The sequence below is a fragment of the Mobilicoccus massiliensis genome (assembly GCF_000826525.2).
Lineage (GTDB): Bacteria > Actinomycetota > Actinomycetes > Actinomycetales > Dermatophilaceae > Mobilicoccus > Mobilicoccus massiliensis.
In genome coordinates this window covers 39,163-53,664 of record NZ_LN651326.1, presented here as the reverse complement: position 1 = coordinate 53,664, position 14,502 = coordinate 39,163, and the positions used below count along the sequence as shown (strand labels likewise).

Here is a 14,502-nt window from a genome sequence, read left to right as displayed (position 1 = left end):
GTCAACCCGAGGCGCGGCGCCGCTCGGCGTGCACGTCGCTGCGCGCGCGGGCGCGGGTGAGGCGCCGCCAGAGCCAGCCGTCGGGCACCTGGTGGCCGGTGGCGACGTACTCGACGACGGAGTCGTAGTCGAGGGTCTGGAAGAGCTCGTCCAGCGACTGCCGGGTGCCCGCGATGAGCACCCGGTCGCCGCGCCGCAGCGCGGCGTCGTCGTCGGGGGCGTAGATCGCGTCGTCGTCGCGGATGATGAGCAGCGTCGTGAGCCGCAGCGAGTCGTCCCGGTCGTCGGGGTGGCGGTCGAGGTCGCCGACGACGAGCGGGGAGTGTTGCATCCAGCGATCCGCCGCCGGAGCGTCGCGCCGGTCCAGGCGGATGAGGCGACGCTCGGGGGTGGTCTCGCCGCAGTGCTCGACGATGCGTTGGAGCAGCCGGTGCGACCACTCGTCGTCCTGGGCCAGGGCGTGCTCGACGAACTGCCACATCACGGGAGTGACCACCCGCGCGAGTGCCTCGTTGGCGACGAGGTCGGTGGGGGAGAAGACCGCGTCGATCTGCAACGCCTGCAGCAGCGCGCGGTGCGAGTGGGTGCTCTGGCGGACGGCGATGAAGAGGTCGTCGTCGTCTCTTCGTGCCTGTTCGGCGAGCGCGAGGTTGAGGGTGTCGTTCTCGGTGCCCGCGATGAACCCGACGGCCTCCTCGACGTCGGGGTGTTCCGTGCGGGGCTCGACGATGTCGACCGGCAGGCTCTCCTGCTGCAGATCGGCTGCGACCTCGCGGGCGAACTCGTTGTCACCGACCACGACCCAGCGTCCGTCGGCGGGAACGGGGGGCCGCTGCGGGTCCTTGGAGTTGTCGTCCGACATGAGCGAGGTGATGAGCCGGTAGGTCGACGGGCGTTCCATCGCGAGGATGAGATACTCGCCGAACTTGTCGGAGGGTTGGATCACGGCTCCGGCGTCGAACTCCCGCATGCGGTCGGCGGTGAGGCGGTCGTCGCACCGGGCGATGACCGGCACGTCGGGGCGCAGCAGTGAGCCGGCCATGACGATGGCGAGGTTGTCGTCGTCGTTGTCGGTCAGCGCCAGGACGGCGGCGCAGTTGGCACTACCCATGCCGGCGAGCCCGAGGACGCCGGAGATCGCGCCGTTGGCCGCGAGGCCCGGGACGTCGGCGAAAAGGCTCTCGGTGCCGAGGCGGTCGATCGCGTCCTCGTCCTTGTCGATGACGACGACGCGCCGCCCGTGAGCGTCGAGCTCGAGAACCACCTGACGGCCCGCCTTGCCGTACCCGACGACGATGACGAACTCCTCGCGAATGCGCTTCACCCCGGCGGCGAAGCGGTGGGTGGCGAACGCCTCGCGCACCGTCGCGTTCTGCAGCAGGTTGAGCGAGGTGCCGATCGCGTACGCCCACCCGACGACCGAGAGGTAGATGCAGAACGTCACCCACATGCGTTGGGGAGTCGTGAAATCGACGATCTCGGTGTAGCCGATGGTCGCGGCCGTGTACGTCATGAAGTACAGGGCATCGAAGGGGCTGAGATGGGTGCCGTCGGCGTTCGGGATGAGGGTGAGCCCGATGACCGAGATCGTGAGGATGACGACGAGCACGGTGAGCGGCATGCGCAGCCGCCGCAACATGACGAAGATCGCGTCGGTCGACGGCATCTCGCTCGGGACCGGCACGGGCAACCGGCGCCGCCGCCGTCGCGTCGCCGAGTCGTTGAGAAGGAGCAGGAGCGGGTTGGCCATGTGCGTCAGCGACGCTGGAACGAGATGGTCTCGATGACGAGCAGCGCGATCGACACGAGGTTGGCGAGCAGCGCGCCACCCGAGAGCGAGACGACGGTCGAGATCGCGCGCACGCTGATCTCGCCCTCCTGCGACTGCCAGTACGTCAGGAAAGAGGCGGCGGACACGAGTTGCAGCACGGCGACGAGCGAGGTCGCGAGGTGGATCGCCCCGATCTGCGTGCGGTCTCCGAACTTCAGCACCAGCGCGATGATGTTGACGACGACCGCGGCGTAGAGCTCCCACGGGCTGTGCACCCGCGGGTCGGCGATGTCGCCGAGGAAGAAGCCGAAGTTGAGCGTCGCGGCCAGCAGCACGACGAAGGAGAAGACGACCTTCTCGAGATTCATGCACGTCAGGCTAGCCCGACCGTTCCCCTCGCTCGGGGATCCGGGCGCACCGCGCCTCGACCTGCCGGGTGGTCGGGGCGGCCCTAGTGTGGCCACGGACGCCGCCAGTGGGCGCCACATCGGTGGGCTGATGCCGAGCATCGGGTTCGTCGACGCAGCCGCATCGAGCGTTTCGCACCGAGCGAGGGAGGACCGTCATGGACCGGACACCGCAGAGCGTCGTCGTCACCGGGGGCAACACCGGGATCGGAGCCGCGATCGTCGAGGCCTTCGGACGAGCGGGCGCGAACGTCGTCATGGACTACGTCGCCCACCCCGAGGCGAACGCCGCCATCGAACGGCAGGTTGCGGAGACGGGTGGCCGGGTCGTCGCCGTCGATGCCGACATCACGTGCGACGCCGGGTTGGAGGCGTTGCGCGCAGCCGCCGTCGAGAACTTCGGGCGGCTCGACGTATGGGTGAACAACGCCGGTATCGAGACGCGTCGAAGCCTGCTCGAGACGACGCGCGAGGACTTCGAGAAGGTCATGGCGGTCGACCTCGCCGCGTCGTACTTCGGGGCCCAGGTCGCGGCGCGGCAGTTCGTCGACCAGGGCGGCGGCGGGGTGATCGTCAACGTCTCCTCGGTGCACGAGGACTGGCCCATGCCCGGCAACACGGCGTACTGCGTCGCCAAGGGGGGTATCCGAATGCTCACCCGCACGGCGGGAGTCGAGCTGGGACCCAAGGGAATCCGCGTCGTCAACGTCGCGCCGGGCGCCGTCGACACCCCGATCAACACGGCGACGATGAACGATCCCGAGCAGCGCAGGACGCTCACCGGCGCCATCCCGCTCGGCACCGTCGCCTCCCCGCAGCAGATCGGCGATGTCGTCGCGTTCGTCTCGTCCGAGGCCGCCTCGTACATCACGGCGACGACCGTCGTCGTCGACGGCGGGATCATGCAGGGCAGCGTGGGTCTGTGACCGGGCGCGACGAGCCGGCGGACCGGCCGTGCCCCGCCCCCATCGAGGACTACGCCATGCTCGGTGACATGCGCACGGCGGCACTCGTCAGCTCGGCGGGTTCCCTCGACTGGCTGTGCCTGCCGCGGTTCGACTCCGAGGCGTGCTTCGCGGCGCTGCTCGGCACGCCCGAGAACGGGCGGTGGCTCCTCGGCACGGTCGAACCGGCGACGACGACCCGCTCGTACGAGGCGGGGACACTCGTCCTGCGCGCCGAGCACGAGACGGCCGACGGCCGGGTTGCCGTCGAGGACTTCATGCCGACGACCGGGGACGCCACGCACATCGTGCGCCGGATCGTCGGCCTGTCGGGCGAGGTCCTCATGCGGCACGAGTGGATCCTGCGGTTCGGTTACGGCGATGCACGACCGTGGATCCACCGGATCCCCGACCACAGCGACCTCGGCTCCGACGAGATGCTCGTCGCCACCGCCGGCCCGAACGCGGTCGGGCTCCGCGGGCCCCGGCTGCCGCATCCGCACGGACTGTCGCACGTCGACGAGTTCGCGGTGCGTGAGGGGGAGGTCGCCACGTTCGTCATGTCGTGGTGGCCCTCGCACCTCCCACCACCCCCGCCGTTCGACGTCGCCCGGGCCCGGGCGACGACTCTCGCGAACTACCACGCGTGGACCACGCACGCGCGCTACCGCGGGCGCTACGCCGAGGCGGTGCGCACGTCCCTCGCCGTGCTGCGCGGGCTCACCGACCGCGACACCGGCGGCATCGTCGCCGCCGCGACGATGGGCCTGCCCGAGCAACTCGGCGGACCGCGCAACTGGGATTACCGCTACTGCTGGCTGCGCGACGCCTCCCTCACGCTCGAGGCGTTCCTCACCTGCGGGTATCGCCACGAGGCGGCGACCTGGCGGGACTGGCTCCTGCGGGCCGTCGCGGGTGACCCGAGCCGGATGCAGATCATGTACGGCGTCGACGGACGCCGCGATCTCACCGAACGCGTCCTCGACCATCTGCCCGGCTACGCCGGCTCGCGGCCCGTGCTCCTCGGCAACGCGGCGTCCGACCAGCGGCAGCTCGACGTGCTCGGCGAGGTGATGGCCGCGCTGCAGATGGCGCGTGAGCACGGCCTCGCCGAATCGGAGGACTCGTGGGCGCTGCAGGTCGCGCTCGTCGACCATCTCGCCGACACATGGGACCGGCCCGACAACGGGTTGTGGGAGATCCGCGGCCCCGCACGGCGGTTCACGCACAGCCGGGCGATGGTGTGGGTCGCGCTCGACCGGGCGATCCGCGGGGTGGAGACCCACGGCCTCGAGGCGTCGGTCGAGCGGTGGCGCGAGGTGCGCGACGCCGTGCGCGAAGACGTGCTCACCCGCGGCGTCGCCCCCGACGGGCATTTTCGTCAGCACGACGAGACCGACGAGGTCGACGCGTCGCTGCTGCTCCTCGCGACCACGGGGTTCGTCGAGGCCGACGACCCGCGCTACATCAAGACCGTCGAACGCATCGAGCGTGACCTGCTGCGCGACGGATTCGTACTGCGCTACCGCACGGCGTCCGGGGTCGACGGCCTGGCCGGCGACGAGAGCCCGTTCCTCGCCTGCTCGTTCTGGCTCGTGCGCGCCTACGCTCTGCTCGGTCGTCGCGACGACGCGTTCGCGCTCATGGATCGGCTCGTCGGGCTCCGCAACGAGGTCGGGCTGCTGTCGGAGGAGTACGACCCGAAGGCGCGCCGCTTCCTCGGCAACATGCCGCAGGCGTTCAGCCACCTCGCGCTGATCGACGCCGCCGTCGAACTCGCGGGGCGACCGGAGAGAACCGATCCCGTTCTCCGCTGACGGGCCCTGAGGTACGAGTCCACCCCGGTTGGTCGGGGCGTGGCACGGACGTCGCCCGAGGACGGCGTCGGCCACGGCGGTGGCGTGTGTGGATCACGCGTCCGTGGGCGTCGCGTTCGCTCAGTCGGACGCGACTCGCGCGAGAGCGTCGAGAACGAGATCCCACAGCCGCTCGGCGTCGAGCGTGACACCGACCTGGGTGGGACAGTCCTCGGGCGGCGGAAAGCGGAAGTCCGCGACCGTCATGCCGCGGGTCAGGGTGCCGGTGAGCTCGATCGCGACGGGCACGCGGCGGGTGGACATGACCGCACGGTCGATGACGTAGGCGACGGCGCACGGGTCGTGCAGGGGAGGGCTGTCGAGCCCGCGGTTGCGGCGGTAGGCGTCGCGGTAGAAGCCGAGCATCCCGAGCACGAACTCGCCGACCGGGCCGCCGATCTCGCCGATGCGGGCGAAGACCTCGTCGGTCGCTCGGGCCTGGTAGGTGAGGTCGAGGCCGACCATCGTCAGAGGCCACCCGGCGGAGAACACGACATCGGCCGCCTCGGGGTCGCACGCGATGTTGAACTCGGCGACCGCCGACTGGTTGCCCATGTGGCAGGCGCCACCCATGAGCACGACCTCGGCCACGCGCTCGACGATCCGTGGCTCCCGCCGCACGGCCAGCGCGATGTTCGTCAGCGGCCCGACCGGCACGAGCGTCACCTCACCCGGCGGGTGCGCCATGACGGTCTCGACGATGACGTCGACGGCGTGACGGGGGTCGAGCCGCAGCGTCGGTTCGGGCGGTGTCACTCCGCCGAGCCCGGAGTCGCCGTGCACATGGCCCGCCACCTGCACCGGCTGCACGAGCGGCCGCGCACAGCCCGCGGCCACGGGTGCGGTGATGCCCGCGAGCGTCGCGATCGAGAGCGCGTTGCGGGTCACCTTCTCGAGCGTCTGATTGCCGCCGATCGTCGTCACCGCGAGCAGGTCGATCTCGGGGCTGCCGTGGGCGAGCAGCATCGCGACGGCATCGTCGAGGCCGGGGTCGCAATCGAGAACGATCTTGCGCGGCACGGTGACTCCTGCGGTGGGGTGGGGTCTCGGGGCGGTCGTCATCGCCCGGAATCCGATCGCGTCCGGGCGGGGACGACGGCCACGGTATCCGGGGGATCGCCGAGCGCCCGGGACGCGCGTCGCTCGGGCCGCCAGGTGCTCACCATCGCGAGGGCGAGGAGGAGCTCGGCGATGTCACCGCTGAAGTACATGAGGTCTCCGCCGGCCCGACGCTCGCCGGCGGGCACCGGCAGGTCGGCGAACAGGCCGGCGTAGATGAGCTGCGCGAGGACGGCGTGGCCGACGATCGCGACGCCGAGGACGACGAGCCGGGCGGGCACGCTCGGGCGTCTCGGCGCCGGATCGGGGCCGGCGATGACGTAGGCGAAGAGGTACCCCGCGGCGAAGAAGTGGACGTGCACGAGGTGGTGCAGCGCCACGTGACTCGTCATGAGGGTGAAGAGTGGCGTGAGGTAGAGCAGCCACAGCGTGCCGATGTCGAGGACGAGCGCGGTGACGGGGTTCGCGACGAACCGCACCGGCGGCAGCCGGAGGAACCGCATCACCCCGCGCCCGAACGAACGCGGTGTCGAACGCAGCAGGAGCGTGACCGGCGCGCCGAGCACGAGGCCGAGCGGGGCGTACATTCCGATCACCATGTGTTGATACATGTGCTCGGGAAAGCTCCCGGCAGGGAAGGGTGAGAGAGGTACGACCCCCGCGGCGAGCACGGCCAGCCCGAGGACGAACGACGCGGTGCGCCACGGGCTCCACCCACGAGGTTCGCGGGAGCGTCGCATCGCTGCGACGACGTAGGCGACGCCGACGACCGCGATGAGGGCCAGTGAGAACGCCCCCAGCGGCAGCCCGCCGCTCGTGGCGGCGTGATCGTGCGGTCCGTGCGCGAGAAGCACGACGATCACCCACGGCGGGCGCCGGAGACGGTGGCCCCGTCCGCCGTTTCGCAGAGATCGACCGCGCGTCCCGAGCGCTGCAACGCCCAGCCCGCCGCCACGAGCAGCGCACCGGCGACGAGGAAGGTGATGTCCGCGACCGTCTGATACGGCCCGCTGACGACGTGGTGGATCCCGAGGACGTGATGGTCGACGACGCCCTCGACGAGGTTGAAGATGCCCCAGCCGGCGAGGATCCATCCCCACAGGGTGCGGGAGGCCCACACCCGCCCGCGCGAACTCGTCACGCGAGCGTAGAGGAGGCCGAGGCCCGAGAGGACGCACAGCCACGTGAACGTGTGGAAGAACCCGTCCCACAGCGTGTTGATCTGCAGGCCGTGAACCGACGTCACCGGATACGAGCCGATGTCGATGTTGGCGGTGTCGGCGCTGGAGAGCATGTGGTGAAGCTGAAGGATCTGGTGGAAGAGGATGCCGTCGACGAATCCGCCGAGGCCGAGGCCGAGGAGGATGCCGGGCAGGGTGATGGATCGAGCGGGCTGTCGTCGTGTGTCGGGCTCGGTGGTCATGGCCGGTCCTTTCACTGAGCGAAACGCGATCGACGTCAATCGCGCAGGTGGGGAGGGAGTGTCTCGACGGGGGCGATGACGACGTCGTGGAGCTTCCAGTCGAGGTCGTCGACGGCGCGACGAAGTCGGTGGAGTTCGCTCACCGGCGGCATCGGTCCGCGGGGCACGAAGAAGATCTCGGTGTGGAAGAGGTGGCCCTCGTCGCGGATGCGCACGCCGCAGTCCGCGACCCAGGCCTGGCTCGCCACGAGCCTCTCGACCTCACCGATGAGCGGATGGGGAGCCGAGTCGTCGAACCGACGAGCGCGACCGTCCATGAGACCGCGTGTCGCGTTGCGGATCTGGGTGACGCCGTCGTGGACGACTGTGATCGCGATCGCGAGGGCGGCCACGGCGTCGGCCCACCACCATCCGATCCCGATGCCGAGGATGCCGAGGATCGCGCCGAGCGCGGTGGCCCAGTCGGCCTTGTTCATGTCGGAGTCGGCGTAGAGCACCTTGTCGTGCAGCTTCTCCGAGAGCGGCATCTTGAGGTGGCCGAGGATGACGGGCCCGATGCCCGTGTAGACCATCGCGGCGATCATCACCCAGCCGGCCCAGACGGTGTGTCCGAAGAGGTGCATCGTGCCGATGGGCGGATGTTCGGCCGCGATGAGACCAGAGGCGGAGTCGACGATGAGGAAGATGCCCATCGTCAACAACGCGACCGCGGCCGCGAGGTGGGCCGAGCCGACCGCGCGATGGAATCCGTACGGGTGCTCGCTCGTGGGCCTGCGCCGCGTGTACCGGGCCGCGAGGATGAACGCGATCGGCGGGATGAGCGAGAGCATGTCCTCGACCCACGCGACCTTCATCGCCTGCGAGCTGCCCATGACGGCGGCGACGACGATGACGCAGGACGTGAGGTAGACGAGGCCGACGACCTCGAGACGGATCGCCTTGCGCAGCGCGTGCTGTTGTTCGTCGGGCAGGCCGGTGTCGCCGAAGCTCGTCACGAGCTCACCCCCGCGTGCTCACCGCCGGCAGCGGCGCCGTTCTGCGCGCCGCCATGCTCGCTGCCGTGCTCGCTCCCGTGCTCGTCGAGATACCGCTCGAGCTCGGTGAGCAACGCGTTCTCACCCATCGGCGTCGCGAGAACGTGGGCGCGCGTGGTTCCGTCGTCGGCCTCCGCCTTGCCGTAGGGGCGGGTCAGGGTGACGCGCTTCTCCCAGGGGGAGTCCTTGAGCAATCCGCCGGCGAGGACGTCGATCTCGCCGTCCTCCATGCGCCCGACGAGCTCGGATTCGCCGCCGACGACCCATTCGACCCGCGCTCCGACGCTCTGGGCGAAGCCTTCGACGAGCTCGACCTCCGGCCCCGTGGGCGGCCCGCCGGCCTCGGCGAGGACGAGCGGCGCGTTGGGAGACGCGCCGGCACGAAGCACGCGCTCGCTGCGCACCCGCTCCAGCGTCCCGTCGGGATCGGAGGGAATCGACGGAAGCGAACATCCGGCGAGCAGCACGGCACACAGGCCGAGGACGGTGAGCGCCCGGGTGGGCGGGGTGAACCGCATGACCACGCTCCTGCGAGGAGACCGACGGGAAAGACCGGTGCGGCACGCCGCCGAATCGCGCCGTGCCGCACCGTGATCGAACCGAGAGCCTACTGCTTCGCGGCCGCGACCTGCTCGAGGAGCTTGGCGCTGAACGCGTCGAGATCGCCCGGGTTGCGGCTGGTCACGAGGTTGCCGTCGACGACGACCTCCTCGTCGACCCACTCGGCGCCCGCGTTCTTCAGGTCGATCGCGATGGAGGTGTAGGACGTCATCTTGCGTCCCTTGGCCTCGCCCGCGTCGATGAGGATCCACGGCCCGTGGCAGATGGAGGCGACGGGCTTGCCGGCCTCGAAGAACGCCGTGACGAACGCCTGGGCGTCCTCGTCGGTGCGCAGGGTGTCGGCGTTGACCGTGCCGCCGGGAACCACGAGGGCGTCGTAGTCGTCGGGCTTGGCGTTCTTGACCTCGACGTCGACGTCGAAGGAGTCGGCGTGGTCCCAGTCGCCCTTCATCGCGGTGATCGAGCCGGATTCCGGAGACACGAGGACAGGCGTTCCGCCCGCCTTCTTCACCTCGTCCCACGGCTGGGTGAGCTCGGGCTGCTCGACGCCGTTGGTGAGGAGGAACGCGATCTTGGTACCGGTGATGTCGGTGGCCATGTGAGGGCTCCTTTCCGTTGCGGGTACACGTCGACGCATCTGATGTGCATCGATCGGTTTCGTCTCTGCCTTACCCGTTTCGTCCGAGTTCGACACATGGGCCGACGTCGGTGAGCGGCGGGCGCGAGAGGGGGCCGGCCGTCACGAACAGGCGCCCACGTAACCTTCGGTCGTGCCCGACTTCGCTGCCTCCCTCGCCGACCGTGACGTCCTGCTGCTGTTCGGCATGACCCCGCCCCGAGTGACGGTGAGCGAGGAACGCGCCGGTGAGATCGCCGCCGCGATGCTCCACCGCCTCGCCGGTCTCGACATCGACGGCCTCGTGCTCTACGACCTCGACGACGAGAGCGAACGCACCGACGAGGAGCGTCCCTTTCCCTATCTCGAGACGATGGATCCGGCGGTGTTCCGCCGAGAGCACCTCACCGAGCTCACGGTCCCGGCGATCGTCTACCGCAGCATCTCGAAGTACGACGAGGGCCAGCTCACGTCGTGGCTCGGATCGGTGCCGCAGGGGCAGCCGACGGTGTTCGTCGGCGCGCCGTCGTCGGAACGGATCACGGCGGTCTCCCTGCCGGACGCCCAGGCCCTCTGCCGCGCCGAGCGTCCCGACGTTCCGCTCGGCGCCGTGATGATCCCGGAGCGGCACACCGGCCGCGGCGACGAGCACAAGCGCCTCATCGCCAAGCAGGAGGCCGGCGTCAGCTTCTTCGTCTCCCAGGTGGTGTACGACGTGACCGCCGCGAAGAACCTCGCCTCGGACTACGCCTACTCGTGCCGCGCCCGGGGCATGGAGCCCGCCCGCCTCGTGTTCACCCTCTCGCTGTGCGGATCGATCAAGACGCTGAAGTTCCTCGGCTGGCTCGGCGTCGATGTGCCGCAGTGGGTGCAGAACGAGCTCAAGCACACCCCCGATCCGCTCGGCCAGTCGGTCGTCCACGCTTTGGAGACCGCGCGCGAGCTGCGAGCGTTCTGCCGCTACCTCGGGGTGCCGGTCGGGTTCAACGTCGAGAGCGTCTCCACCCGCCGCGCCGAGATCGACGCCGCGGCCCACGTCGCCCGCCAGCTCGCGTTCGAGATGCGTCGCTGACCTCGGCGGACGGCCGTCCGCCTGCCCGCTCCTTCGTGTTCTTCGCTCTCTGCGTGCCTTCTGCGGCCAGCTTCACTGTGCCGTCTGGTAGGCGTTGAGGTAGGAGTCCTCGCCCCGGCGCTGGAGGGCGAGCAGCTCGCCGTAGACGCCCCCGGTTCGCGCAAGCTCGGCCGGGGTGCCGATCTCGTCGACCACGCCCTTCTTGAGAGTGACGATGCGGTCGACGTTCGCGATCGTCGAGAGGCGGTGGGCGATGACGAGGGAAGTGCGGCCCTTCATCAGGGCCTCCAGACCCTCCTGAACCGCGCGTTCGGAGCGGGTGTCGAGGGCGCTCGTCGCCTCGTCGAGCACGAGGATCGAGGCGTCCTTGAGCATGGCCCGGGCCACGGAGATCCGCTGCTTCTGGCCCCCGGAGAGCTTGAGCCCCCGCTCACCGATGAGGGCGTCGAAGCCCCCGTCGAGTCCCTCGATGAAGTCGCCGGCATTGGCGCGTTCGGCGGCGAGCTCCACGTCGTCCTCGGAGGCCGAGGGGTAGCCGTAGCGGATGTTCTCGCCGACGGTGTCGGAGAACAGCGACGGATCCTGGAAGACGATGGAGACACGGCGGCGCAACTCCTCCGGCGGCATGGTCGCGATGTCGACGCCGTCGAGACGGATGTGGCCCGAGCGCAGCGGGTAGAGCCCGAGCAGCAAGTTGACCAGCGTCGTCTTGCCTCCGCCGGATTCGCTGACGAGCGCGACGCGTTCGCCGCGGCGCACGTCGAACGTCACGTCCCGCAGCACGTCGGGGCCGTCGCCGTAGCCGAACCGGACGTCCTCGAACTCGAGCACCGGCGCATCCTTCGGGCGCGCCGGCAGTTCAGGCATGCGGGCGGGCGCGTAGACCTCGGTGGCGCGCATGACACGGAAGTAGTCGCGCGACCCGGCGACGGCACGCTGGGCCGTGTCGAGCACCCAGCTCATCATCTCCACCGGCGTGCGGGCCATGGTGACGAGCTGGATGAGCAGCACCATCTCACCCACGGTGAACCCGCCCTGCAGGGTGCGCCAGAAGATGAGGAAGTACATTCCCGCGAACACGACGTTGAGCACGCCGCGGCGGATGACGTCCATCGTGTGCCAGTACCGCGACTGCTCGCGGGTCGTCGCATCGGTGCGATCGAAGTGGTCGGTGAACGTCTCGAGTTCGTGGCGCTCACGCACGAACGAACGCACGACGCGGATCTGGCCGATGACCTCGGCGAACCGCCCGCCCGCGGAGTCGATGTGGCTGTTCTTGTCGGCCTCGAGCCGCTGCCACTTGCGGGACGTCAGGCCCGTGAGCCACACGTACACCGGAAAGACGACGGCGAGCATGACCGCGAGCGGCCAGTAGTAGATCGCGCTGATGACGAGCACGGCGATCGTCTGCAGGAGCATCGCGAAGAACGTGTTCGACATCGACTTGACGAACTGGGAGATCTCGGCGATCGAGCGGTTGAGCCGCGCGATGATCGTGCCGGTCAACTCCTCGTCGAACCACTGCTGCGGCAGCCTGAGCAGCTTGTCGAGGTAGCGCGTCGAGAGGATCGCGCGCAGACGGTTGGAGAGCACGTCACCGGCCCAGCCGCCGAGGTTCTGCACGACGGTCGAGATGAGTTCGGTGACGAGGATCGCGCCCGCGAGCAGGGCGAGCATCGGCACCGCCCCCGCGCTCTGGCCGGAGTTCACCGCGCCGACGATGAGGTCGGTGGCGCGTCCCACGAGGAACGGGGTCGCGAGCCCGGCCGCGGCGGTGAGCAGCGCGCACACGATGACCGCGACGTAGTACTGCCGCAGCTCGCCGGTGAACCGCACGATCGAGACCAGAGAACCGAACAGGCCCTCGCCCGGGTCGTCGTCGACCCGTGTCGCAGTGCTGTGGCGATCGGCGTGTTGCGTCATACGGTCACCTCGGGGCGAGTGGGAACGGCGTGCGGAGCCGCGTCCGCGCGGGAGGGGCAGCACGGACGCGGCCCAGGAGTTGAACGGCCTGCGACCCCCCACTCATTCCCCGCGTCGTAGTCGCGCACGGCCCGGCACGCCCGCCCCGCTCACCACCGGGTGGTGGCGCCCCGGCTCACGCCCCGTAGACGAGAACCTGTGCGACGAGCAGGATTCCGCCGAACACGAGCAGGAAAACGACCATCGGCCACACGAACCGCAGCCAGTGCGAGTACTTCATGTCGAGCATCTGCAGCGTCGCCATGACGAGCCCGGTCGGGGCGAGGTAGAGCATCGCGTACTGCCCCCACTGGTAGGCGCAGACGATGATCCAGCGCTCGAGGCCGACGGTGTCGGCGAGCGGCGCGAGGATCGGCATCGAGAGCACGGCCAGGCCCGAGGACGACGGCACGACGAAGCCGAGGACGAAGAAGATCGCCAGCATCATGAGGATGAACAGGGGGCCGCTCATGCCGGCCACGAGGTGGGAGGCCGAGTCGAGCAGCGTGTCGGAGATCAGGCCCTGGTTCATGACGAGGTTGATGCCGCGGGCGAGACCGATGATGAGGGAGACGGCGACCAGGCTGGCGGCGCCTTCGGAGAACGCGTCGACGAGCTCCTTCTCGCTCAGGCGGCTCCGCCCGGTGGCGGCGAGGAACATCACGACGATGGCGATCGCGAGGAACGAGGCGGCCATCTCGGGGAACCACCAGCCCTGCGACATCACGCCCCACACCATGATCGGGAACGCGGCCACGAAGAGGACGAGCACGACCTTCTTCTGCCAGGTGAAGCCGACCTCCTCGGCCGTCGCGTCTCCCGGGGAGACGGCCCACTGCCGGGCGAAGGTCTCCCGGTCCTCGTAGGCGTACGAGAACTCCGGGTTCGCCCGCACCTTGGCGCTGTACCAGTACAGGTAGGCGATGACGACGATGCCGCCCACGATGCAACCGCCGACGCGCCACGCGAGCCCCTCGGTGAACGACGTGCCGGCCGCGTTCGAGGCGATGACCACCGAGAACGGGTTGATGGTCGAGAACGCGGTACCCATCGATCCGGCGAGGAAGATCGCGCCGACGCAGACGATGGAGTCGTACCCCATCGCGATGAAGATCGGCACGAGGATGGGATAGAAGGCGACCGCCTCCTCCTCCAGACCGCACGTCGTGCCGCCGAGCACCATGAGCACGGACACGACGAGGACGAGGAGGAACTCGTGACCCTTGGTCTTCTTCGTCAGCGCCACCAGCCCCGACTCGAACGCCCCGGTGGCCTTGACCACCCCGATCAGGCCGCCGAGCACGAGGATGAACACGATGATGTCGGCCGCCTCGATCGTGCCCTGCACCATGCTCGTCGTGATGTCGGAGATCCCGGCCGGGTTCTGCGCGAGCCGCTCGTACGTCCCCGGCACCGAGACCGGCTTGTTGATGGCGCCCGAGGTGAACTTCGAGATGTCGATCTGCACCCCGAGCTGCTCCAGGCTCTGCTGGGTGGCGGGCAGCGACTTTGCGCTGCCGTCGGGCTGGGTGAGGCTGAGCTGCCCACCCTCGTACACGAGCTTGGAGTAGGCCCCGGCGGGCACGACCCACGTCGCGAACACCGCGAGGATCGTCAGCACGAAGAGGATGGTGAACGCCGACGGGACGCTGAAGCTGCGGCGGCGCCGAGTGCGGTCGGAGGTGTGTGCTGCGTCCGTCGACATGGCTCGTCGCTCCTGCCCTGATCGCCCCGGACGGGTGACCGGCGTCGCCCGCCTTCGTCGATCGTAGCCACGGTCGACCCTGGTCGCTCGGC

At 69.7% G+C, this 14,502-nt stretch carries 13 protein-coding genes; 3 read left to right on the top strand and 10 right to left on the bottom strand.

The window, feature by feature from the left end; translation table 11 throughout:
• Position 1: 1 nt before the first annotated feature.
• Both BN1197_RS02870 and BN1197_RS02865 read right to left on the bottom strand, forming a co-directional pair.
• Positions 2–1,750 (bottom strand): NAD-binding protein, encoded by a 1,749-nt coding sequence (locus BN1197_RS02870; RefSeq protein WP_040156070.1) that lies wholly within the window; start codon positions 1,748–1,750, stop codon positions 2–4.
• 5 nt (positions 1,751–1,755) lie between these two features.
• Entirely contained in the window at positions 1,756–2,139 is a 384-nt protein-coding gene (locus BN1197_RS02865) for a DUF6394 family protein (RefSeq protein ID WP_040156069.1), read from the bottom strand.
• Positions 2,140–2,336: 197 nt separating this feature from the next.
• Between BN1197_RS02865 and BN1197_RS02860 the strand changes: the two genes are divergently transcribed.
• A complete protein-coding gene (locus BN1197_RS02860; protein ID WP_040156068.1) occupies positions 2,337–3,104 on the top strand; it encodes an SDR family oxidoreductase in 768 nt (255 codons plus the stop codon).
• The gene (locus BN1197_RS02855; RefSeq protein WP_261795844.1) at positions 3,101–4,939 is read left to right on the top strand and encodes a glycoside hydrolase family 15 protein; all 1,839 of its coding nucleotides are present in this window, start codon (positions 3,101–3,103) and stop codon (positions 4,937–4,939) included. Before BN1197_RS02860 ends, BN1197_RS02855 begins: the two co-directional genes overlap by 4 nt.
• A gap of 120 nt (positions 4,940–5,059) precedes the next feature.
• On the opposite strand, the gene uriH is transcribed toward BN1197_RS02855, so the two are convergent.
• The 6 genes from uriH to BN1197_RS02825 all read right to left on the bottom strand — a co-directional run bounded on the left by uriH (position 5,060) and on the right by BN1197_RS02825 (position 9,653).
• Positions 5,060–5,998 (bottom strand): uridine-preferring nucleoside hydrolase UriH, encoded by a 939-nt coding sequence (gene uriH / locus BN1197_RS02850; protein ID WP_040156067.1) that lies wholly within the window; start codon positions 5,996–5,998, stop codon positions 5,060–5,062.
• Between the two features lie 38 nt (positions 5,999–6,036).
• The gene (locus tag BN1197_RS02845; RefSeq protein ID WP_052465984.1) at positions 6,037–6,891 is read right to left on the bottom strand and encodes a cytochrome c oxidase assembly protein; all 855 of its coding nucleotides are present in this window, start codon (positions 6,889–6,891) and stop codon (positions 6,037–6,039) included.
• A 5-nt stretch (positions 6,892–6,896) separates the two neighbouring features.
• Complete coding sequence (locus BN1197_RS02840) at positions 6,897–7,460, bottom strand: DUF2243 domain-containing protein (RefSeq protein ID WP_052465908.1); 564 nt, start codon at positions 7,458–7,460, stop codon at positions 6,897–6,899.
• Between the two features lie 35 nt (positions 7,461–7,495).
• The gene (locus BN1197_RS02835) at positions 7,496–8,455 is read right to left on the bottom strand and encodes a cation efflux transmembrane domain-containing protein (RefSeq protein WP_040156065.1); all 960 of its coding nucleotides are present in this window, start codon (positions 8,453–8,455) and stop codon (positions 7,496–7,498) included.
• Positions 8,452–9,012, bottom strand: coding sequence for a transporter substrate-binding domain-containing protein (locus tag BN1197_RS02830; protein ID WP_141397188.1), 561 nt, complete (start codon positions 9,010–9,012; stop codon positions 8,452–8,454). The genes BN1197_RS02835 and BN1197_RS02830 overlap by 4 nt, the downstream gene beginning before the upstream one ends.
• 89 nt (positions 9,013–9,101) lie before the next feature.
• On the bottom strand, positions 9,102–9,653 hold the full coding sequence (locus BN1197_RS02825) for a type 1 glutamine amidotransferase domain-containing protein (protein ID WP_040156063.1): 552 nt from the start codon (positions 9,651–9,653) through the stop codon (positions 9,102–9,104).
• Positions 9,654–9,825: 172 nt separating this feature from the next.
• On the opposite strand from BN1197_RS02825, the gene BN1197_RS02820 reads away from it, so the two are divergent.
• A complete protein-coding gene (locus BN1197_RS02820) occupies positions 9,826–10,743 on the top strand; it encodes a 5,10-methylenetetrahydrofolate reductase (protein ID WP_040156057.1) in 918 nt (305 codons plus the stop codon).
• A 72-nt stretch (positions 10,744–10,815) separates the two neighbouring features.
• On the opposite strand, the gene BN1197_RS02815 is transcribed toward BN1197_RS02820, so the two are convergent.
• Positions 10,816–12,666 (bottom strand): ABC transporter ATP-binding protein, encoded by a 1,851-nt coding sequence (locus BN1197_RS02815; protein WP_082043573.1) that lies wholly within the window; start codon positions 12,664–12,666, stop codon positions 10,816–10,818.
• Between the two features lie 175 nt (positions 12,667–12,841).
• The gene (locus tag BN1197_RS02810; protein WP_040156055.1) at positions 12,842–14,410 is read right to left on the bottom strand and encodes a YfcC family protein; all 1,569 of its coding nucleotides are present in this window, start codon (positions 14,408–14,410) and stop codon (positions 12,842–12,844) included.
• Positions 14,411–14,502: the final 92 nt, after the last annotated feature.